This is a genomic window from Stenotrophomonas sp. YJH_SMC_48-3 (genome assembly GCF_059369375.1).
On the sequence record NZ_JCAFSQ010000002.1, the window covers coordinates 304,424 to 325,750 of the forward strand.

Annotated in this window: 15 protein-coding genes; 14 read left to right on the top strand and 1 reads right to left on the bottom strand. The window is 67.7% G+C overall.

Annotated elements, in window-relative coordinates; genetic code table 11:
- Positions 1 to 62 precede the first annotated feature (62 nt).
- Positions 63 to 1,241: a nicotinate phosphoribosyltransferase gene (gene pncB, locus AC5P65_RS04240; RefSeq protein ID WP_021203170.1), complete on the top strand. Its 1,179-nt coding sequence runs from the start codon at positions 63 to 65 to the stop codon at positions 1,239 to 1,241.
- A gap of 10 nt (positions 1,242 to 1,251) precedes the next feature.
- Here the strand turns inward: pncB and AC5P65_RS04245 are convergent, their stop codons facing one another.
- The gene (locus AC5P65_RS04245) at positions 1,252 to 1,617 is read right to left on the bottom strand and encodes a hypothetical protein (RefSeq protein ID WP_111098855.1); all 366 of its coding nucleotides are present in this window, start codon (positions 1,615 to 1,617) and stop codon (positions 1,252 to 1,254) included.
- A 459-nt stretch (positions 1,618 to 2,076) separates the two neighbouring features.
- On the opposite strand from AC5P65_RS04245, the gene AC5P65_RS04250 reads away from it, so the two are divergent.
- The 13 genes from AC5P65_RS04250 to bcsZ all read left to right on the top strand — a co-directional run bounded on the left by AC5P65_RS04250 (position 2,077) and on the right by bcsZ (position 21,282).
- Entirely contained in the window at positions 2,077 to 2,616 is a 540-nt protein-coding gene (locus AC5P65_RS04250) for a fimbrial protein (RefSeq protein ID WP_019661017.1), read from the top strand.
- A gap of 85 nt (positions 2,617 to 2,701) precedes the next feature.
- The gene (locus AC5P65_RS04255; protein ID WP_111098854.1) at positions 2,702 to 3,430 is read left to right on the top strand and encodes a fimbrial biogenesis chaperone; all 729 of its coding nucleotides are present in this window, start codon (positions 2,702 to 2,704) and stop codon (positions 3,428 to 3,430) included.
- Between the two features lie 92 nt (positions 3,431 to 3,522).
- Complete coding sequence (locus tag AC5P65_RS04260; RefSeq protein WP_111098853.1) at positions 3,523 to 6,087, top strand: fimbria/pilus outer membrane usher protein; 2,565 nt, start codon at positions 3,523 to 3,525, stop codon at positions 6,085 to 6,087.
- Complete coding sequence (locus tag AC5P65_RS04265) at positions 6,078 to 7,112, top strand: fimbrial protein (RefSeq protein WP_021203174.1); 1,035 nt, start codon at positions 6,078 to 6,080, stop codon at positions 7,110 to 7,112. The genes AC5P65_RS04260 and AC5P65_RS04265 overlap by 10 nt, the downstream gene beginning before the upstream one ends.
- 214 nt (positions 7,113 to 7,326) lie before the next feature.
- Positions 7,327 to 8,865, top strand: coding sequence for a BcsE family c-di-GMP-binding protein (locus AC5P65_RS04270; RefSeq protein WP_111098852.1), 1,539 nt, complete (start codon positions 7,327 to 7,329; stop codon positions 8,863 to 8,865).
- Positions 8,862 to 9,041, top strand: coding sequence for a cellulose biosynthesis protein BcsF (bcsF, locus tag AC5P65_RS04275; RefSeq protein ID WP_019661022.1), 180 nt, complete (start codon positions 8,862 to 8,864; stop codon positions 9,039 to 9,041). Before AC5P65_RS04270 ends, bcsF begins: the two co-directional genes overlap by 4 nt.
- A complete protein-coding gene (bcsG, locus tag AC5P65_RS04280) occupies positions 9,038 to 10,669 on the top strand; it encodes a cellulose biosynthesis protein BcsG (protein ID WP_031270787.1) in 1,632 nt (543 codons plus the stop codon). The genes bcsF and bcsG overlap by 4 nt, the downstream gene beginning before the upstream one ends.
- On the top strand, positions 10,669 to 10,848 hold the full coding sequence (bcsR, locus tag AC5P65_RS04285) for a cellulose biosynthesis protein BcsR (protein ID WP_495215443.1): 180 nt from the start codon (positions 10,669 to 10,671) through the stop codon (positions 10,846 to 10,848). The genes bcsG and bcsR overlap by 1 nt, the downstream gene beginning before the upstream one ends.
- A complete protein-coding gene (gene bcsQ / locus AC5P65_RS04290; protein ID WP_021204329.1) occupies positions 10,845 to 11,600 on the top strand; it encodes a cellulose biosynthesis protein BcsQ in 756 nt (251 codons plus the stop codon). Before bcsR ends, bcsQ begins: the two co-directional genes overlap by 4 nt.
- On the top strand, positions 11,600 to 14,224 hold the full coding sequence (gene bcsA / locus AC5P65_RS04295; protein ID WP_021204330.1) for a UDP-forming cellulose synthase catalytic subunit: 2,625 nt from the start codon (positions 11,600 to 11,602) through the stop codon (positions 14,222 to 14,224). The genes bcsQ and bcsA overlap by 1 nt, the downstream gene beginning before the upstream one ends.
- Complete coding sequence (bcsB, locus tag AC5P65_RS04300) at positions 14,221 to 16,584, top strand: cellulose biosynthesis cyclic di-GMP-binding regulatory protein BcsB (RefSeq protein WP_219634192.1); 2,364 nt, start codon at positions 14,221 to 14,223, stop codon at positions 16,582 to 16,584. The genes bcsA and bcsB overlap by 4 nt, the downstream gene beginning before the upstream one ends.
- Positions 16,584 to 20,165, top strand: a complete 3,582-nt coding sequence (bcsC, locus tag AC5P65_RS04305) for a cellulose synthase complex outer membrane protein BcsC (protein ID WP_111098851.1) — start codon at positions 16,584 to 16,586, stop codon at positions 20,163 to 20,165. Before bcsB ends, bcsC begins: the two co-directional genes overlap by 1 nt.
- Entirely contained in the window at positions 20,149 to 21,282 is a 1,134-nt protein-coding gene (bcsZ, locus tag AC5P65_RS04310; RefSeq protein WP_021204333.1) for a cellulose synthase complex periplasmic endoglucanase BcsZ, read from the top strand. Before bcsC ends, bcsZ begins: the two co-directional genes overlap by 17 nt.
- Positions 21,283 to 21,327 lie beyond the last annotated feature (45 nt).

Here is a 21,327-nt window from a genome sequence, read left to right on the forward strand (position 1 = left end):
GCGGAGAGCCGAGCGTGCCCGCGGCCACCCCGGTTCACCCGTCCGGGCGCATAATCCGCCTCATGCCTATCATCCAGTCCCTGCTCGACACCGACCTGTACAAGTTCACCATGATGCAGGCGGTGCTCCACCAGCACCCCGGTGCCCAGGTGCAGTACCGGTTCAAGTGCCGCACGCCCGGCATCGACCTGGCCCATTACATCGACCAGATCGACGAAGAGATCGACCACCTGTGCAGCCTGCGTTTCAGCGACGCGGAACTGGACTACATGCGCGGCCTGCGCTTCGTGAAGCCCGACTTCGCCGATTTCCTCGGCTTGTTCCATCTGGACCGCAAGTACATCCAGCTGCGCGCGTCGACGGCCGTGCCCGGCGAAATCGAACTGGACATCACTGGCCCGTGGCTGCATACCATCCTGTTCGAAGTCCCGCTGCTGGCGATCATCAACGAAGTCTGGTTCCGCAACACCACCACCGCCGACTTTGCCGAGGGCGAGCGTCGGCTGCAGGCCAAGGCCGCGCTGCTGCGTGATACTCCCGGTTTCGAACAGTGCCGCATTGCCGACTACGGCAGCCGCCGCCGTTATTCGCGTGACTGGCATGCGCGCCTGCTGCCGCTGCTGCGCGATGCGCTCGGCCCGCAACTGGTCGGCACCAGCAACGTGCACTTCGCCCGCCTGTACGGCATGACCCCGCACGGCACCATGGCCCATGAGTACCTGCAGGCATTCCAGGCACTTGGCCCGCGCCTGCGTGATTCGCAGGTGGCGGCACTGGAATCGTGGGCACGCGAGTACCGCGGCGACCTCGGCATCGCGCTGTCCGACGTGGTCGGCCTGGATGCGTTCCTGCGCGATTTCGACATGTATTTCTGCAAGCTGTTCGACGGTGTCCGCCACGACTCGGGCGATCCGTTCGACTGGGGCGACCGCATGCTGGCGCATTTCCAGCAGCGCCGGGTGGATCCGCGCACCAAGGTGCTGGTGTTCAGCGATGGGCTCGACATCGCCAAGGTGATGCGCCTGTACGACTACTTCCGTGGTCGCTGCCAGGTCGCCTTCGGCGTTGGCACCCACCTGACCAATGATCTGGGGCCAACGCCGCTCAACATCGTCATCAAGATGGTCCGCTGCAATGGCCAGCCGGTGGCCAAGCTCAGCGATTCGCCAGGCAAGAGCATGTGCGACGACCCGGGCTACCTGGCCTACCTGCGCCAGGTGTTCGAGCTGCCGCCGGCGTAAGCGTGCCGGCTTACAGGTAGTCGACCACCACCAGATAGGCGCCCTGCAGCGGCTGCTGCGTCGAAGCCTGCACGCTGTAACGCTCGGAGAAGGCGATATCGCCGGCGCGCAGCGCGCTGGCCGACACCGACAGCTTCTGGCCGTGGCGCTTGCCGTCGCGCAGCGTCGCGGCCTGGCCGTTGGCCAGCGCCGTCACTTCCACCGTCGAGCCCTTGGCCGACGGCGGGCAGGCGGCCAGGCTCAGCTCGCCCTGGGACAGATTCGTCGTGCAGCCCGGCTCGGCGATGCGGCCACTGAAACGGATGCTGCCGCTGCTGGCCTGGGCCAGCGCACTGACGGACATCAGGGCCACGCACAGCAGAATGGAATTCCTCATGACACGTTCTCTGGTTCGGTGTGTCCTAGTTAGCGACAGCTTCGATCAGCCTTTAATAGGACGATTCCGAATCTGCTAGGGCCATCACCAAGAAAGAGTGATGCGCATCAAAGAAGGCGATTTCCGCCGGGAAAAGGTTTGTTTCCGTGCATGCCGAACGCGCCACCCGAAGCGTCATCCAGGGTCGCTTCTGACCTGATCCGGCGACCGTCGGGTTCCCGAACCCCCGTGGGTCCTGATTTCGGCTATCACGTCACATTTCCAGCGTCAATGAATTGACGTTCAGAAAAATAATGAGACTTTCATCACACTTGCACCTATACTTGCGTCACGGATTCAGGGAAAGCTACGTCCGAGTCCGGCCACAGGTGAGACGCAAGGATGGGTCTTGTTAGCCCGGCAGTGCTCCTTGCTTCCTCCTCTACTTCTCATCTCTTCAGTAGGGTTAGGTAAAAGCGAATGCACAAGATCAATATCATCGCCGCTCTGATGCTGGCCGCCGCTCCGCTGGCCGCCAACGCCGCCGACGGCACCATCACCTTCAATGGCAAGGTGACCGACAAGACCTGCACCATCTCGACCCCGGGCGGCAAGGACTTCGCCGTGACGCTGCCGACCGTGTCCAAGAACACCCTGGCCACCGCCGGCGCCGTTGCGGGCCGCACCCCGTTCGCCATCAACCTGACCAAGTGCAGCGCCGGCAACGTCGCCACCTACTTCGAGCCGGGTTCGACCGTCGACTTCAACAGTGGCCGCCTGGTCAACCAGGCCTCGGCCAACGCTGCCACCAACGTGCAGCTGCAGCTGCTGGGCTCGAACAACCAGTTCCTGCCGATCAAGGCGGCTGGTGCTGGCCTGGCCCAGACCAACTCGCAGTGGGTCACCGTCGGCACCGACGGCTCGGCCGACCTGAACTACTACGCTGAGTACTACGCCACTGCCGCCGCCACCCCGGGCGACGTCACCAGCAGCGTCAAGTACACGATCATCTACAACTGATCGCAGTCATGCCCCCACTGGCCGGCGTTCGCGCCGGCCGGTGTTCCGCGGCCGCTGGCCACACCCCTCGAGCGTAGTACTTCCGATGAAAGCATTCTTTCCCCGGGCGCTGCTGCTGGCAGCGTTCACGCTGCCCTTCTGCCAGAACGCACTGGCCGGCGTGGTGGTCAATGGCACGCGGGTGATCTATCCGGCGCAGGCGCGCGAAGTCACCGTGCAGGTCGACAACGTGGGCGATTCGCCGGCGCTGGTGCAGGCCTGGATCGACAGTGGCGATGCCAACCAGACCGCCGATACCAGCGATGCCCCGTTCGTGCTTACACCGCCGATCGCGCGTGTCGAGCCGGGCCGCAGCCAGGCGCTGCGACTGATCTTCTCCGGCGCGCAGCTGCCGACCGACCGTGAGTCGGTGTTCTGGCTCAACGTGCTGGATGTGCCGCCGTCCCCGGACAACGCCGAAAGCGGCGAACAGAATTACCTGCAGGTCGCGTTCCGTTCGCGCCTGAAGCTTTTCTACCGGCCGCAGGGCCTGAAGGGCGTCGCCAACGACGCGCCGGCAGCGCTGCGCTGGACCCGCAATGGCGACCGCCTGCGGGTGGAAAACCCGAGCCCCTTCCACGTCACTCTGGCCGAAGTACATGCCGTGACCGGCAGCAGTGAAAAGGCCGTCGAGGACAAGGGCGCGATGGTCGCGCCGAAGCAGAGCCTGGAGTTCGCCGCACCGGCGGGCACCGACCAGGTCCGCTTCATCACCATCAACGACTACGGCGGCCGGGTGGAACACACCATCCGCCTCGGCAGCACCGGGGGCTGAACGCGCCGCGCCGGCCCCTGGCCTGCGCATCCCGCCACCGCCGCTGTGCGGCGAATTGAAGGAATGTCAGTGTGATCGGAAACAGATTGACATTGTCGATCCATCAGGCGCTTTGCCTGTTGGTTGCTGGTGTGGCCTGCCCAGGATGGGCGCTGGCTGCCCCGGCCAATCTCGGCGAACAGGCGCTGATGGCGCAGAGTGGTGCGGCCAATGCGCGTGCACCGGAATCGGCCCAGTTCAACTCCAGCTTCCTGTCTGGCCAGGCCAAGCAGGTCGACCTGGCGGCCTTCAGCAACGGCAATCCGATGGTGGCCGGCAACTATCGTGTCGACGTCTACGTCAACGGTGCCTGGCAGGGCCGTCGCGATCTGCAGTTCAAGGCCGATGCGCAGGGCCGTGTCGACGCCTGCCTGCCGCTGCCGATGCTGGAAGAAATGGGCGTGGACAGCGAGGCCGTGCTGCTGCAGCAGGATCCGTCCGTGCCCACCGACAAGACCAGCTGCGTGCCGGTCCAGCAGCGCATGGCCAATGCCTATGGTGTCTATGACAGCGGCAACCTGCGCTACGACCTCAGCATCCCGCAGGTGTTCCTGCGCCGTGAGGCGCGCGGCTACGTCAACCCGGCGCTGTGGGACCGTGGCATCAATGCCGGCTTCGTCGGCTACAGCTTCAACGCCATCGACAGCAACAGCCGTGTGGAAGGTGGCCAGCGCAACCGCAGCGCCTACCTCGGCCTCAACGCCGGCGTGAACCTGGGCGGCTGGCAGTTCCGCCATGATTCCAACCTGACCTGGTCCGAGGGTGACGGCCGCCATTGGCAGAGCATCGCCACCTACGCACAACGCGGCATCCCGCAGGTGCGCGGCATGCTCACCATCGGTGAGGCCTACACCACCGGTGAACTGTTCGATTCGATCGGCTACCGCGGTGCCAGCCTGGCCAGCGACGACCGCATGCTGCCCGATTCGCTGCGCGGTTACGCGCCGGTCGTGCGCGGCATCGCCGAGACCAACGCGCGCATCGAAGTGCGCCAGAACGAGCAGCTGATCTACTCCTCCACCGTGTCGCCGGGCAGCTTCGTCATCGACGACCTGTACCCGACCGGCTACGGCGGCGATCTGGAAGTGAGCGTGATCGAGGCCGATGGCCGCCGCCGCGAATTCAAGGTGCCGTTCGGCTCGGTGCCGCAGATGCTGCGCGAAGGCGTGTCGCGTTACTCGCTGACGGCCGGCCAGGTGCGCAACAAGCTGCTGGCCGATGAGCCGTGGCTGGTGCAGGGCACCTACCAGCGCGGTATCGGCAACCAGTTGACCCTGTACGGCGGCAGTGCACTGAGCGACGGCTACCTGTCGCTGCTGTACGGCGTCGGCCTGTCCACGCCGGTTGGCGCGTTCGCCGCCGACGTCACCCACGCACGTACGACGTTCGACCACTACGGCAACCACACCGGTGCCAGCGTGCGCTTGAGCTACAGCAACATGATCGGCGAGACCGGGACCAACCTGACCCTGGCCGCCTACCGCTATTCGACCGAAGGTTTCTACAGCCTGCAGGATGCGCTGTACGGCCGTGACTCGGACACGCGCGGCATCGATCCGACCACCCGTGGCCGTCAGCGCAGCCAGTTCCAGATAACGCTGAACCAGCCGCTGGGACGTCGCGGCGGCGCGCTGTACGTGACCGGTTCGGTGCGTGACTTCTACGACCGTTCCGGCACCTCCAAGCAGTACCAGATGGGCTACAACAACGCCTGGCGTTCGGTGAACTACGGCTTCTCGGCGCTGCGCACCGAAGAGGGCGTGCTCGGCCGTTCCGACACCCAGTACCTGCTGTCGATGAGCGTGCCGCTGGGCCGTGGCACTCACCCGGTATCGTTCAGCGCCGACCTGGGCATGCGCGATCGCGGTGGCTACGACAACAGCCGCGTCGGCATCACCGGGTCGGCCGGCGTCGACAACAACTTCAGCTACGGCGTGGCGCTGTCCGATTCCCGCGAGGGTGGCACCACGGCGGTCGGCAACGCCGAGTACCGCAGCCGCTACTCCGCGTTGAACGCGACCTACAGCCACTCGCGTGATTTCCGCCAGGCCTCGGTCGGTGCCAACGGCAGCGTGGTCGTGCATCCGGGCGGCTTCACCTTCACTCCGCAGCGGGGCGACACCATGGTGCTGGTGGAAGCGCCGGGTGCGCGCGATGCGATCGTCAGCAACGCCCCGGGCCTGCGCGTCGATGGCCGCGGCTACGCGGTGGTCCCGTACGTGTCGCCGTACCGCCTCAACACCGTCACCCTCGACCCGCAGGGCATGGCCCATGACGTCGAGCTGGAAAGCACCAGCCAGTCGATCGCGCCGTTCGCCGGTGCCATCAGCTACCTGCGCTTCGATACCCGCAAAGGCAATGCGCTGCTGATCCAGGTACGCAATGCCGATGGCCGCAGCATGCCGTTCGGTGCGCAGGTCAAGGATGAGCAGGGCCAGCCGGTGGGCATGGTCAGCCAGGGCGGCCGCCTGTACGTGCGCAGTGAAAAGAGCCAGGGCCGCCTGCTGGTGGAGTGGGGCGCCGGTGCAGACCAGCGCTGCACCATCGATTACCAGGTTCCGGCGGGCGCCGATGCGTCCAAGACCGGCTTCATCCCGCTGGAGGCAGCATGCCGATGATCTCTTCCCGCAGCCGCACGCTGCTTGCCGCCATGGCCGTGATGGGGGGTATCGCCGTGGCCAGCCCGGCGTTGGCGACCTGCTATATCACCCAGCAGGGCTTTGTCGCGCAGGACGTGCAGATGGACATGGGGCAGATCGTGATCCTGCCCAGCCTGCCCGTCGGTGGTGTGATCAAGGAGTTGATCGTGCCGATCAACCAGCGCGACAGCATCGGTTACTGCGATCGTTGGGGCGGTAGTGCCAACGGGCGTTTCGTCAACGCCGCACAGCAAAACGCAGTCCCGGGTTTCAGCAACGTCTATGCGACCGATGTAGCGGGAGTGGGTATCCGTGTCTATCGTGATTCGGGCACCATCCAGACCTACTACCCGCACACGCTGCAATTGGGGGGCAACCGGACGTTGACCCTCAATGGTGGCCGCTTCCGCGTGGAGCTGATCAAGACCGCCGCGCAGACGGGCTCGGGCATCATCGCGCCCAACGGCCGCTTCACCACCTACTATCTCGACGGCGACGGTCCTGGCCGTCCGGAGCTGACCTCGACGTTCAAGGGCTCGGGTACCACCGTGGTCAGCCCCACCTGCGAAGTGCAGGCCGGCAGCCGCAACATCGCCGTCGATTTCGGCAGCGTGCCCAACACCACCTTCACCGGTGTCGGCTCCAAGGCCGCTGATCGCGATTTCGAGATCCGCCTGAACTGCCAGGGCAGCAACGTGGCCGCCTACCAGAGCAAGATCGGCATCCGCCTCGACGCCGACCAGGACAGCTCGAACATGCCGGGCGTGCTCAAGCTCAGCGCGGCCAGCAACAGCGCCACGCGCATCGGCATCCAGATGGTCCAGCGCGACGGCAGCACCGAGCGAGAAGTGCGCTTCGGCCAGACCATCAACGTCGGCACTACGGCGCCGGGTACCAGCGTCATGGCGCTGCCGTTGCGCGCGCGCTATGTGCAGACCCAGGCAGGTACCGTCGGTGCGGGCACCGCCAACGGGCAGGCGACGTTCACCATCCAGTACGAGTAGCGCAGGTCTCCCATTGCTGAGTTTGGAGCCTCCCCCCCCGCTCCGCGGGGGGGGGCGTTGACTGCGTCTTGATCCCGCAGACGTGAAGATCAGGGCTATCATTGCCGTACAGACACATGAATGTGATGTGCGTCATGGAAATGATCCCCTCTCCACTGCAGCGCCCCCGCTGCCGGGCCGTCGGCCTGGGTGAGGGGCAATGAAAGGATCCGGCGTGCCAGCAACACACCTTGCCATTGCCGGACTGCCCACCGAACTGGTGGAGATGCGCAGCGGGGGCCTGTATTGGGTCGTTGCCGCGGGCAGCGCGCCGACGGATCTGCTCGGTGCCGGTGTGCTGGCCACGGCCGACGCACTGGATGAGGCCGTGCTGGTCACGCTGGGGCGGGGGCCCGAATCGATGCTGACGCTGCTGCCGGCCGATCAGGGGCCGGCCCGCCTGCGGCTGTTCCAGCGGTCGCATCACGGCATGCAGCAGGCGCTGCGCGGGCTGACCGCCGATCTGCCGCGCACCGCCTCGGTGCGCACCCGGCTCAGCGTGGTGCAGTTCCCGGTGGCGGCGCTGGACGGCTGGGATGATGCCCGGCTGGCGCGCTGGTGCCAGCAGCTGCAGGACTGGGCCGGGCAGGCGCAGCAGGTGCTGCTGTTGCTGTGCCATGGCGAAGTGGCGACCCTGGCCCCGCGCCTGTTGTCATTGAACCGGAGCTGCGCCGGTGTGGCCCAGTTGCATCCGCATCGTGGTGCCCTGCAGCTGCTGCTGCACTACTGGTCCAACAGCCATGGCGTGGTGGCCCAGCGATCGTTCGGCGTCGAGCAGGAAAGCCGCGGGCTGCGCCATCTGGCCGAGGCCGATGCCGCCGGGACTGGGGTCGATGCCACCAGTGGCAGTGATCGCGATGTCTTCCTGGCCCAGACCGAAGTACTGGACGGTGCGCCGCCACTGTCGGCAGCCTGGCACCTGTATGACGGCTGGGCTGGATTGTTGCCGGCCGCGCTGCAGGCGCGCGAGGCCACCGTAGTGCTGGCCATCGACGAGAACGCCAAGGTGGATGCACTGGCCCGACTGCTGCACCGCCTGCGCCGGGAACGTGGCAATGCACTGAAACTGGTGGTGCGCGAGCTGCAGCCCTGCCTGCGCTACGCTGATGAGCGGCTGCTGATGCAGTGCGGCTGCAGCCTGGTAGTGCCGTCAGCCACGCCGTTGCCGCGCCTGCTGACCCTGCTGGAAACCGTGCAGCGTCAGCGTTGGCAGGGCCAGCTGGCTGACGATCCGGAGCCGCTGATCCGTGCGCATCGGCCGCCACCGGTAAGCGGCCTGGTCAACGCCGCACGCTTCCGCCAGATCGCTGGCGAACGCATCGACCAGGACGGCAGCGCGGTGGAAAGCGCCGTGCTGGCGTTGCAGCCGGTGGCCGGCCTGCGCGCCGAGCAGACGTTGCAGCAGCTGCGCATCCGCCGCCAGGGCGATCTGGCCTGTGTCTACCGCGGGCAGGTGCGCCTGTTCCTGTTCGGGTGCCGGCGTGATGCGGTCGAACAGGCCCTGGGCAATCTGTTCCGCCTGCCCTGGCGGGAGCTGTTCGATGGCTACCAGCGTCTGGCCGAATACGACATTGCAGCGATGAACGCCGGCAGCAGCGATCCGGAGGCCGAGGTCCTGCCCGAAGCCCCCGCCGTGCTGCCGCCGGTGGCCCCGGCGCTGGAGGCGCCTGTTTTCACTGTCCCGAAGCCGCTGCGACTGGGAGATCGCGCATGACCACCGACCAGCAACTCTGGACCCTGATCGTCGCCTGTGCGCTCGTGATGATTCCCTTCGGTGCCATGCTCGGTACGCTGTGGCGTGCGCTGCGCCGCCGTGCCGCGCGCTGGCTGCCCCCTCGCCACCTGCGCCGCGCCGGTGTACGCCTGCGTGCGCCGCGGGGGGCTGCATGAGTCCGCAGGTGGCTCCCGCATCGCCCTTCGCCTGGGCCGACCTGCGCGGCTGGAACCTGTATTTCCTGTCCAAGGTGGTACTGGCCTGGATGGGCGCGCTGGATCTGAAGATCCTGCCCAACCTGCTGTTCCTGGGCGCGCTGCTGGTTCCACTGCGCTGGCGCTGGGCACGCATCGCGCGTACTGTCGCTGCGGTACCGGTGGGCGTGGCGCTGTACTACCAGGACACCTGGTGGCCGCCGTTCCGGCGCCTGTTGGTGCAACCTGGCGTGCTGGACTTCTCGGCGGATTACTGGCTCGAGCTGGCCCAGCGCTTCATCAACTGGCAGATGGTGGCGGTACTGGCGATGCTGGTGCTGGCCTACGTACTGCTCAAGCCGTGGCTGCGCATCACCACTCTGAGCGTGCTGGGCATGCTTGGCCTGGCTGTGATGGCGATACCGATGCCGGCGGGTTGGAACTGGGGGCAGGGTACCGCCACCGCGGCCACCACCAGCGTCGCAGGCACTTCAGGTGGCGGCCTGCCGCCGGCCAACAACGAGACGCTCAACGCATGGCTGGCAGGCTTCTACCAGCAGCAGGCCAGCCTCAAGACCAGCTTCCCGGCACCGGGCAGCGGCGCGCCGTTCGACGTCATCATCCTCAACATCTGCTCGCTGGCATGGAGCGATCTGGATGAAGTGGGGCTGCGCCAGAACAATCTGCTCGACCACATGGACGTGGTGTTCGACGACTTCAACTCGGCAACCGCCTACAGCGGCCCGGCGGCGATCCGCCTGCTGCGCGCCAGCTGTGGCCAGACCTCGCATACCGGGCTGTTCGATCCGGTGCCGGCCGAGTGCCAGCTGTTCTCGAACCTGCAGCGTCTGGGCTTCCAGAGCGAGCTGGCGATGAACCACGACGGTCACTTCGACGACTTCATCGGTGAACTGCACCAGTACGGCGGGCTGCAGGCACAGCCGATGGATATCAGCGCGTTTCCTAAAGCGCTGGTGGCGTTCGACAAGTCGCCGCTGCGCCGCGATGGCGATGTGCTGATGGCGTGGTGGAAACAGCGGCTGGCCGGGTCCAGCCAGCAGGTGGCGCTGTTCTACAACACGATTTCGCTGCACGATGGCAACCGCATCGTCGGCGCCGATGGCCGTTCGAATGCCGCCGACTACAAGGCACGTGCGGAAATGGTGTTGGGCGACATGGCCGGTTTCGTCGATGCGGTGGAGAAGAGTGGCCGCCGCGCAATGATCGTGGTGGTACCCGAGCATGGCGCGGCCCTGCATGGCGACCGCATGCAGATTCCGGGCATGCGCGAGATTCCCAGCCCGTCGATCACCCACGTGCCGGTGGGCGTGAAGCTGATCGGCATGGGCGCGCCGGCGGCCGGCGGCCCGCGTCATGTCCCCGAACCGAGCAGCTACCTGGCCGTGTCCGAGCTGGTTTCGCGCGTGTACGCGCTCAACGCCCAGTCGCCGCCGAGCGAGCGCAACTGGGACAGCCTGCTGAAGGGGCTGCCGCAGACACCGTCGGTGTCGGAAAACGAAGGCGCCAAGGTCATCGAGTACGCCGGCAAGCCCTGGCTGCAGCTGCAGGGCAGCCAGGCCTGGAGCCCCTACCCCGAGGAGGCACGCTGATGCCTGCCGACATCCTTGCCGTACCGGTCACGCTGTCCGTGGAGGAGGACGATATCGACCTGCTGCGCCGCAGCCTGGGCATGCCGGGGCTGCCCTACGTGGACTTCTCTGCCCAGCATGAGCGTGCCCAGGCGCTGGCGCGCTGGCCGTTGCTGGCCGAACTGCAGCCGCGCCGATGAGCACCGTGCTGTCGCTGCAGGGCATCCATGGCGGAACCGGTGTCACCACGGTGCTGGCCGCACTCGGCCAGGGCTTGCACGCGCAGGGCCAGCGCGTCCTGCTGGTCGAATGCAGTCCGGACCAGATGCTCGGCCTGCACCTGGGGCTGCCTGCCGACGTGGACAACGGTTGGGGGCGCGCGCAGCTGGACGGCACGGACTGGCGTGATGCCGCCTACGCTGTTGCAGCAGGACTTGCGGTGCTGCCCTATGGTCGCGTCGATAGCGAGGCCGCAATGCGCATCGAACAGCAGCTGCAACAGGCACCGGGCACCTGGGCCGAACGCATTCCGCTGCTGGAGACCCAGTTCGACTGGATCCTGTTCGACCTGCCGCAGCGCCTGCCGGCGCATGCAGCGGCCATCAACCAGCACGTGCGCTGCACGCTGCCGCTGCGCCTGGCCTGTGTCGATCCGGTCAGCCACGTGTTCCTGCAGCGGCAGCCGGAGGACACACGCCTGTTGCTGGCCAACCGCTATGACCCGGTCATCCCGGTGCAGCGCGATCTGATGCAGCTGTGGCTTCACGCGCACGGCCCGCGGCTGGTGCCGCAGCCGCTGCACGAGGATGCGCGGGTGCCCTCCGCGCTGGCCAGCAAGCAGCCACTGGGGCGCTATGCGACCGATTCGCTGGCCGCTGCCGATGTCGATGGCCTGGTGTTGTGGTGCCTGGCCGAGGCCGCACGGCGCCAGCCCGTTGCGGGGACACGCTGATGGGCGCCCGCGTCTACTACCTGGACTGGGGGCGCCTGCGCGAACGCGTGCATGCGCCTTGGCCAACCCGCTCGCTGCTGTGGCTGCTGCAGTGCGTGGGCTGGGCGTTCCTGCGCCTGGAAGGGCCGGCATGGCAGGCACAGGCCCCGCGCCTGCGCAACGCCTTCCCGCAGATCCAGGGTGACCGCCGCTGGCGCCCGGGCGATCCACTGCGGTTGTTGATCCAGGCCATGTGGCTGTCGGTGGTGCGGTTGGTACCGCAGCCCTCGCTGAGGCGGCAACGGTTGGCCCGGGCCCGTCGCGAACGCATTGCCGAACTGCGCGGTGCGGCCGGTCGCGGCCGCCTGCGCTACCTGCGCGCCATGCGCGATGCACCCAGTGAATTCTGGAACAGCCGCGTGGCGGCGTGGTTCGGCCGGAAGATGGGCAGCCTGTCGCCGCGTTCGCGGCACCTGCTGACCCTGCTGGTCGGGTTGGCCACGCTGGGGCTGGCGGCGCTGTGCATCACCCAGCCGTTCACCTATCTGGCGCAGTTCGTGTTCGTGGTGCTGCTGTGGGCCATCGCGCTGCTGGTGCGGCGCATGCAGGGGCGCTATGCGACGCTGGTACTGGTCGTGCTGTCGATCACCGTGTCCTGCCGGTACCTGTGGTGGCGCTATACGGCCACGTTGAACTGGAACAGCACCTTCGACCTGGTCTGTGGCGTGGTGCTGCTGGCGGCGGAAACCTACTCGTGGCTCGTACTGATGCTCGGTTACGTGCAGGTGGCCTGGCCGCTGCGGCGCCGCCCGGCGCCGTTGCCGGCCGATATCCGCCAGTGGCCGACGGTGGATGTGCTGATCCCCACCTACAACGAAGACCTGGCGCTGGTGCGGCACACCGTGTACGCGGCGATGGGCCTGGACTGGCCGGCCGACAAGCTGCGCCTCCACATCCTTGATGATGGCAAGCGCGAAGAATTCCGCGCATTCGCCGAGCGCACCGGGGTCAACTACATCACCCGTGCCGACAACCGCCATGCCAAGGCCGGCAACCTCAACCATGCGTTGACCCTGATCGATGGCGAGCTGGTGGCCATCTTCGACAGCGACCACCTGCCGGTGCGGTCGTTCCTGCAGATCACCTGCGGCTGGTTCCTGCGCGATCCCAAACTGGCGCTGGTGCAGACCCCGCACCACTTCTTCTCGGCCGATCCATTCGAACGCAACCTGCAGGTGTTCCGCAGCGATCCCAACGAAGGCGAGCTGTTCTACGGCCTGGTGCAGGACGGCAACGACCTGTGGAACGCGGCGTTCTTCTGCGGCTCCTGCGCGGTGCTGCGGCGCGAAGCCATCGATGCCATCGGCGGGTTTGCCACCGAGACCGTCACCGAGGATGCGCACACCGCGCTGCGGCTGCACCGCAAGGGCTGGAACTCGGCCTACCTGCGCATTCCGCAGGCGGCCGGCCTGGCCACCGACAGCCTCGGCGCGCACGTCAACCAGCGCATCCGCTGGGCGCGTGGCATGGTGCAGATCTTCCGCATCGACAACCCGTTGCTGGGCAAGGGCCTGAGCCTGTTCCAGCGCTTCTGCTATGCCAACGCGATGCTGCATTTCCTGGCTGGCATTCCGCGCCTGGTGTTCCTCACTGCGCCGCTGGCGTTCCTGCTGCTGCATGTGTACATCATCTACGCACCGGCGCTGGCCATCCTGTTGTTCGTGGTACCGCACATGGCCCACGCCAGCCTGACCAACGCACGCATCCAGGGCAAGTACCGGCGTCCGTTCTGGGGTGAGGTGTACGAGACGGTGCTGGCCTGGTACATCGCACGGCCCACCACCGTGGCGCTGTTCAGTCCGGGCCGCGGCAAGTTCAACGTCACCGACAAGGGCGGTACCCAGGCCGGCGATCGTTTCGACTGGCGCGTGGCGCAGCCCTACCTGGTGCTGGCGCTGCTGAACGTGCTGGGCCTGTGCTTTGCCGTGTGGCGCTTCGTGCACGGCCCACTTGACGAACGTGGCACGGTGATCGTGAGTTCGCTGTGGGTGCTGTACAACCTGCTGATCATCGGCGGTGCGCTGGCGGTGGCGGCCGAAGTGCAGCAGGTGCGACGCACGCATCGCGTCACCACCCGTCTGCCGATGGCGCTGCAGGTGCCCGATGGCCGCCGCCTGCGCGGCGTGCTGCAGGATTACTCCAACGATGGCGTGGGCGTCGAACTCGGCGAAGACGCACAGCTGGCCGAAGGCCAGCGCGTGCAGGTGCTGCTGGGGCGGGGTCGCCGCGAGTTCGCATTCCCGGCGCGCGTGCAACGCACGGTCGGCCAGCGACTGGGCCTGCTGCTGCTGTTCGAGGACGAGCGCCAGCGCGTCGAGTTCGCCCAATGCACCTTCGCCCGCGCCGATGCCTGGCTTGACTGGCACGCCGGTTACCAGCCCAAGAGCCTGCCGCGCAGCCTGTGGAGCGTGCTGGTCCTGGGCTGGCGCGGCTACCGGCGGATGGGTGATTTCGCACCGTTCGACCTCGACCGCCCCGCACATTGGAACCGTCGCCTGCTGCGATGGCTGGCCAGTTTTGCTCCGCAACGTCCGCTTCCTTCCCACCCGGCTGACCCAGCCGCTGATCCAGGGCTTCGTCCATGACCCGTCCGTCCTCTCTGCGTTGGCTGCTGCTGCCCCTGCTGGCCCTGCCCGTGGCGTCAGGCAACAGCGCGCCTGCCCCGGCGCCGGTTGTCCCTCCCACTACCGCGCCTGCCGCTCCGCCGGCGCCGGGGGTGCCGGCCGCGCCAGCCACCACGCCTGCCACCGGTACCGAGCCCGCGCTGGCGCAGACCTGGGCGGGCAGCGCCTGGCCCTGGCAGCGGCAGAACACCTTCGCGCAGCTGGGGCGCCGCCAGGACACGCTGCTGTCGGGCGTGCGCAATGCCACCACCTTCGAGTTCCAGGTCCGCCGTGACCGCCTGGTCCGCGATGCCGAGCTGGATCTGAGCTTCACGCCTTCACCGTCGCTGCTGCCGACCCTGTCGCACCTGCGGGTCTATCTCAACGACGCGATGATGGGCGTGGTGCCGATCAGCAACGAGCAGCTGGGCCGCCCGGTGCAGGCCAAGCTACCGCTGGACGCGCGCCTGATTGCTGATTTCAACCAGGTCCGCCTGGAGTTCGTCGGCCACTACACCGACATCTGCGAAGAGCCGACGCACAGCTCGCTGTGGGTCAATCTCTCGAGCAACAGCACGCTGCGCCTGGGCGGCCAGCCGCTGGCGATGCAGGACGACCTGGCCAACTTCCCGCTGCCGTTCTTCGATCCGCGTGATACAGCACGGCTGGAACTGCCAGTGGTGTTCGCCGCTGCGCCGAGCCTGGCACAGCAGCGGGCGGCGGCGGTGATGTCCTCGTACTTCGGCAGCCTGTCCGGCTGGTGGCGCCAGGCACGTTTCCCGGTCAGCTTCGGCACGTTGCCGGACAAGGGCCACGCGGTGGTGCTGGCGGTCAACGGCAGGTTCCCGCCGGTGATCGCCAACCATGCCCCGGTGAACGGCCCGATGATCGAACTGATGTCGCTGCCGGAGGATCCGCAGCGGAAGCTGCTGCTGGTGCTGGGCCGCAACGATGACGACCTGCAGAAGGCCGTGGCTGCGATGGCGGCCGGCAACGTGCTGTTCCGCGGCCGCCAGGTCAGTGTCGATGAGGTCAAGCCACTGGCCCCGCGCAAGCCGTACGACGCACCGAACTGGGTACGCACCGACCGCGCCGTCCGCTTGGCTGAACTGCTCGACTATCCGCAACAACTGCACGCCAACGGCGTGTCGCCGCAGCCGATCACGGTCAACCTCAACCTGCCGCCGGATCTGTTCATCTGGCGCAACCAGGGTATTCCGCTGAACCTGCGCTACCGCTACACGCCGCCGTTTGGCAGCGATGAGTCGCGGCTGGGCGTGGCGATCAACGACCAGTTCATCTCCAGCTTCCCGCTGGTGCGCCGCAACGGCAAGCAGGGCCTGGAGGAAATCCGCCTGCCGGTGCTGGCTGGCGATGCCGGTGCCGATGACGGTCGCCTGCTGATTCCGGCGCTCAAACTGGGCGACCGCAACCAGCTGCGTTTCGATTTCAACTTTGCCAGCGTGATGGGCAGTGCGCAGCGCGATCATTGCCAGACCGTGCTGCCGCCCAACCTGCAGGCAGCGATCGAAGACGACTCGACCATCGACTTCTCCGGATTCCATCACTACATGGGCCTGCCGGACCTGTCCGCGTTCGCGCTCAGTGGATTCCCCTTCACCCGCATGGCCGATCTGTCGGAGACTGTCGTGCTGGTGCCGCCCCAAGCCAACGAGGCACAGGTCAGCCTGCTGCTGAACCTGATCGGTGGGCTGGGCGTGCAGAGCGGCTATCCGGCCTATGGGCTGCGCCTGTCCGATGACTGGAAGCAGGCCAGCGCGCTGGATGCGGACCTGCTGATGCTGGGTGCCCTGCCGGCCGAACTGCGCGGTAGCCAGCAGCTGTCGCTGCTGATCGACGACCAGCGCACGCGCCTGCTCAATGGCCAGTCTCCGTCGCCGCAGCAGGCGATGGAACAGGCCCGCCGTGGCAGCCGCGATGGCGATCCAGCGGTGACCGAAGTGGCAGTGAGCGCGCAGGCACCGTTTGCCGCGATCATCGGCATGCAGTCACCGACGCATGCGCAGCGCAGCATCGTTTCGCTGGCCGCCAGCAATGCCGCCGACTACGGCCTGCTCCACGATGCACTCAGCGATACCGGCAAGCGCGAAGCCATCGCCGGCTCGGTGGCGATCCTGCGTACCTCGGGCATTCACAGCCAGTTCGTCGGTGATCACTACTACGTTGGCGCGCTGCCGTGGTGGCTGCTGCTGTGGTACCACCTGGCCGACCACCCGGCGCTGCTGGCGGTGCTGGCCACGCTGGTGGTGCTGATGGTCGCCTTCCTGCTGTGGCGCGCGCTGCGCTGGGTCGCGGCCAAGCGCCTGGACCCGGGGCACTGATGGCACGTACGCGGCATCCGCTGGTCACCGCGTCCGGCCTCGTCCTGTTGGGACTGGCCGGTGCCGGGCCCTGCGCGGCGCAGGCCTTGCCCGATACGCCGGGCGGAACCGTCGCCGAGCAGCGCCAGTGGCTGTTGCAGCAGGTGCGCATCGGTGAGGCCACCGGTCGCCAGAGTCTGATCGAAGACGCCCTGGCGCGGCTGCGCATGCTGGCACCGGATGATCGCGGCACCTTGGTGGCGATCCTGGAAGTGCAGCTCTCGCAACAGAAGCTGCAGGATGCCGAGGCGACCCTGAAGCGCCTGCGCGAGATCGGTACAGGTACCCGTGAACTGGCCGCCGGCGAACGCCTCTGGAGGGCCTACCGCGGTGATCTGCAGCAGGATCTGCAGCAGGCGCGCCTGTTCGCTGCCGGTGGTCGCAGCGCCGAAGCGCTGGCGATCTACCGCCGCCTGTTCAACGATGATCCACCCGGCCTGCAGCTGGGCCTGGAGTACTGGCGCCTGCGCGGCGGCCAGCCGGATGGGCGTGCACAGGCGATCCGTGCGCTGGGCGAACTGGACCGCAGTTATCCGGGCAATGTGCCATTGCTGCAGGCGCTGTCGCAGATGCTGTTCGCTGCCGGCCGCGATGCAGAGGCGCTCGCCGCGCTGCAGCGCATGGGGCGTAATCCGGAGGCCCGCGGCATGGCGGCGGACGCCGAATGGGCCTACCTGAAGGATCAGCCGGCCGACGACCGCAGCGTGCGCCGGCTGCAGGACTTCATCACCCGCAACCCAGCGTTTGCCGACATCGCGTTGGTGCGCGAGCGCTACACCGACCAGCACAAGCGGGTCAGCGACCCGGCGTGGCGCGCCGGCCTGCGCGGCCAGCAGCTGCTCGACGCAGGCCGCAATGCAGAGGCCGAGCGCGCTTTCCTGCAGGCGTTGCGCGGCTATCCGCGCGAGCCCGACCTGTTGGGGGGGCTGGGCATGGCGCTGATGCGCCAGGGCCGCCGCGAGCAGGCCATCAGCTATTTCCAGCGTGCGGTGCAGGCCACCCCGGCCGGCGACAGCAACGACAAGTGGCGCGACCTGATCGCCAGCACCCGCTACTGGCTGCAGCTGGACCAGGCCGATGCGGCGCTGGCGGCCGGCCGGCTGGACGAGGCCGAGCGCCTCTATGCGCAGGCGCATCGCCAGCAGCCCCGCGACGTCAATGCTGCACTGGGCCTGGTCGACGTGGCCGTGGCCCGCGGTGACGACGCCGCAGCCGAACGCCAGCTGCAGGTTGCGCGGCGGATGGCGCCCAACGATGCCAACGTGATCCGCAAGCTGGTGCAGCTGTACGGCCGCACCGACCCGCAGCGGCTGGAAGCCTTCATCAACGCACTGCCCGCTGCGCAACGCAGGTTGTATGCCGAAGACCTGCGCCAGCTCCAGATCAGCCGCCTGCGTGAGCGTCGCGAGCAGGCGCTGGCTGCCGGTGATGCGACCACCGCGATCATGCTGGGACAGAAGCTGCACGGCGAACTGCCGGGCGATGCATGGCTGGCCTACGCGCTGGCCAACGAGCTGCGCGCCGCTGGCCGGCAGGACGAGGCCGACGCGGCGGTGGCCGACATGGCCACGCATAACGACAGCGCCGAAGCGCGCTACGCGCAGGCGCTCTACCTGTCGGCATCCGATCGGCTGCCGCAAGCGCTGGCGGTACTCGACGCGCTGCCGCAGGCGAAGTGGAACGATGACATCCGCGCGCTGTCGGCGCGCCTGCAGCGGCAGCAGCTGGTCGATCATCTGTGGGATCTGCGTGCGCAGGGCAGGGAGGCCGAAGCCATCGCGCTGCTGCAGCAGCAACCGCCCAGCACCGACAATGATCTGCTGATGGCCGAGTGGGCGCGCCTGCGCGGCGATCACGTGCAGGCGCTGCACTACTACCAGCGCGTGCTTGCCGCACAGCCGGACAATGTGGATGCGCAGCTGGGCCAGGTCCAGGCCTGGATTGGCACCGGCGATCTGGCCAGCGCACGCCGCCAGATGCACGACGCACCGCCGGCAGTGGACGATGACGAGATCGGCCAGCAGCGTCAGCTCGCCACCATCTGGACCGACCTGCGCGAGGACACGAAGGCCCTGGCGATCCTGCGCGCGTTGCTTGCGCGCAAGGCCGGGCCAGACGCACAGTCCTGGCGTGATGCGGCACGGCTGGTGCGCCGCGATGATCCGCAGCAGGCGCTGGACATGTACGCGCAGGCGATGGCCGACAACGGCCTGTTGGCTCCCGGCCAGGTCACGCCGCGCGACAACCGCGCGTTGACCCTGGCCAGCCGCGAGACAGCCGGCGATGACTGGTTGCGGCGCAGCCTGCGCAGCGATGTGGAAACCCTGTACCAGCAGGAGAATCCCACCCTGACGGTGATGCAGGACACCGGTCGCCGCAGCGATGGCACGCCGGGCATTTCGCGGCTGTCGCGCGATACCCGCATCGCGCATCTGGACGCGCCATTCGCCGGTGGCCTGGGCTGGGCGCGCATCGAGCAGGTCAGCTTCGATGCGGGCCGCTTCCAGACCGATGAGAGCGGCGCCTACGACGAGGATTTCGGCAGCTGTGACCTGGATCTGCTGCAGGCCGACGACAGCCGCCTGCGCGCACCGGGCTGCACCCGCTTCGTGCACCAGCGGCGCACCTCCGGTGCCGGCTTCGCCGTCGGCTGGCGCACCCTGGATGACCGCTGGAACGTCGATATCGGCCACACCCCGTCCAACTACGTGGTCGGCAACTGGCTTGGCGGTGTCACCCTCAATGGCGACCTCGGGCGCTTCGGCTGGGGCGCCACGCTGTCGCGGCGGCCGATGACCAATTCGCTGCTGTCGCAGGCCGGTGCGGTTGATCCGCGCAGCGGCATCAGCTGGGGCGGCGTCACCGCCAACGGCGTGACCTTCAGCCTCGGCTACGACCAGGGCGGCCGCGATGGCGTGTGGTCGAACTGGAGCTGGCATCGGCTGACCGGGCACAACGTGGTCGACAACACCCGCGCACGCGCGATGGTGGGCTGGTACCACAAGCTGATCCAGCGCCCCGACATGCGGCTGGATGTGGGTACCACCGCGATGTACTGGCGCTACCAGAAGGACCTGGGCGGCTACTCGCTGGGCCAGGGCGGCTACTACAGCCCGCAGCGCTATGCATCGCTGAGCCTGCCGGTCAGCTTTGCCTGGCGCAACGACGTGTGGTCGGTGCGCCTGGATGGCTCGGTCAGTGTGTCCAGTGCGCGTACCTCGTCGATCAGCCGTTTCCCCGACCAGGCCTTGATCGAGCGCGTGATTGCACAGCTTGAGCCGCAGTACGGCCCGCTGCGGCTGGACGAGGCCGGCCTGTACACCGGTGACAGCAGCAGCACGGGCACCGGGTACCGCCTGTACGGCGCGGTGGAGCGCCGCCTCGGCGACCACTTCGTGCTGGGCGCTGCCGGCACCCTCCAGCGCAGCCGCGATTTCTCGCCGAATTCGTTCCAGCTCTACCTGCGCTACACCTTCAAGCCCTGGCAGGGAAACCTGCCGCTGCCCGTATCACCACTGGTGCCGTATGGCGAATTCCGCTGACCTGCGGCGACGGCGCCTGCTGCAGGCGGTCGCCACGCTGCCGCTGCTCGGCGTGTGCCGTGTGCAGGCCGCGCCCGACGCGCGCTGGCCGGCGTGGCAGGTACTGCTCGACAGCAGCCTGAGCCGCGACGGGCGCATGATCGATCGCAGCCAGGACGATCAGCGCAGCACCTCCGAAGGCCAGTCCTATGCCTTGTTCTTCGCCCTGGTCGACAACGACCAGGCGCTGTTCGACCGCATCCTGGGCTGGACCCAGGACAACCTTGCCGGTGGCGACATGGGCAAGCGCCTGCCGGCCTGGCTGTGGGGACGCGATGACGCCGGCGCCTGGCGGGTGCTGGACGACAACCCGGCCTCGGACTCCGATCTCTGGCTGGCCTACGCGCTGCTGGAAGGCGCGCGGCTGTGGCGCCGTCCGGCGCTGAAGGCCATCGCGGAGGGCATGCTGGTGCAGGTGCGGGCGCGCGAGATCGTGGATCTGCCCGGGCTCGGCCCAATGCTGTTGCCAGGCCCACAGGGGTTCATTGAAGGGGACGCCACGCGGGTCAACCCCAGCTATCTGCCACTGCCGCTGCTGCGCCGCTTTGCGGCGGAGGATCGCAGCGGGCCGTGGCAGGCGCTGGCGCGCAACAGCGTGCAGTTGCTGCAGCAGAGCAGCCCGCACGGGTTCGCACCGGACTGGGCGGCGTGGAAAGGCGATCGCTTCGTCGTCGATCCGGTGCGCGGTGCGGTCGGCGGCTACGACGCCATCCGCTGCTACACCTGGGCAGGCATGACCGCATCGCGCGATCCGTTGTTCCGCGCGCAGCTGGCGGCGCTGTCCGGACCGCTGCAGCGCCTGCGCAGTGGTGCACCGATGTGGGAAAAGATCGACACCCGCAGTGGCCAGGGGCAGGGCGAAGGCAACTACGGATTCCGCGCGGCCCTGCTGCCCTATCTGATCGCGCAGGGCGAAGCGGAGCGCGCGCAGTCGCTGCGGGCCAGCCTGCCCAGCGCCGAGCAGCAACGCGCCGATGCACCGGCCTATTACTCGCAGATGCTGGCCCTGTTCGGCGTGGGTTGGGCCGAAGGACGCTGGCGCTTCGCCACCGACGGCCGCCTACAGCCGCGCTGGTAGCTGCAGCGCTGCGGGGTCAGGTACCTACGCAGCGCAGTGGGCTCC

Coding starts and splice junctions, on each gene's coding strand:
- AC5P65_RS04265 (WP_021203174.1), top strand. CDS start 6,078: ATGCCGATGATCTCTTCCCGCAGCCGCACGCTGCTTGCCGCCATGGCC.
- bcsZ (WP_021204333.1), top strand. CDS start 20,149: ATGGCGAATTCCGCTGACCTGCGGCGACGGCGCCTGCTGCAGGCGGTC.
- AC5P65_RS04250 (WP_019661017.1), top strand. CDS start 2,077: ATGCACAAGATCAATATCATCGCCGCTCTGATGCTGGCCGCCGCTCCG.
- bcsB (WP_219634192.1), top strand. CDS start 14,221: ATGACCCGTCCGTCCTCTCTGCGTTGGCTGCTGCTGCCCCTGCTGGCC.
- AC5P65_RS04255 (WP_111098854.1), top strand. CDS start 2,702: ATGAAAGCATTCTTTCCCCGGGCGCTGCTGCTGGCAGCGTTCACGCTG.
- bcsR (WP_495215443.1), top strand. CDS start 10,669: ATGCCTGCCGACATCCTTGCCGTACCGGTCACGCTGTCCGTGGAGGAG.
- bcsF (WP_019661022.1), top strand. CDS start 8,862: ATGACCACCGACCAGCAACTCTGGACCCTGATCGTCGCCTGTGCGCTC.
- bcsA (WP_021204330.1), top strand. CDS start 11,600: ATGGGCGCCCGCGTCTACTACCTGGACTGGGGGCGCCTGCGCGAACGC.
- bcsC (WP_111098851.1), top strand. CDS start 16,584: ATGGCACGTACGCGGCATCCGCTGGTCACCGCGTCCGGCCTCGTCCTG.
- bcsG (WP_031270787.1), top strand. CDS start 9,038: ATGAGTCCGCAGGTGGCTCCCGCATCGCCCTTCGCCTGGGCCGACCTG.
- bcsQ (WP_021204329.1), top strand. CDS start 10,845: ATGAGCACCGTGCTGTCGCTGCAGGGCATCCATGGCGGAACCGGTGTC.
- pncB (WP_021203170.1), top strand. CDS start 63: ATGCCTATCATCCAGTCCCTGCTCGACACCGACCTGTACAAGTTCACC.
- AC5P65_RS04245 (WP_111098855.1), bottom strand. CDS start 1,617: ATGAGGAATTCCATTCTGCTGTGCGTGGCCCTGATGTCCGTCAGTGCG.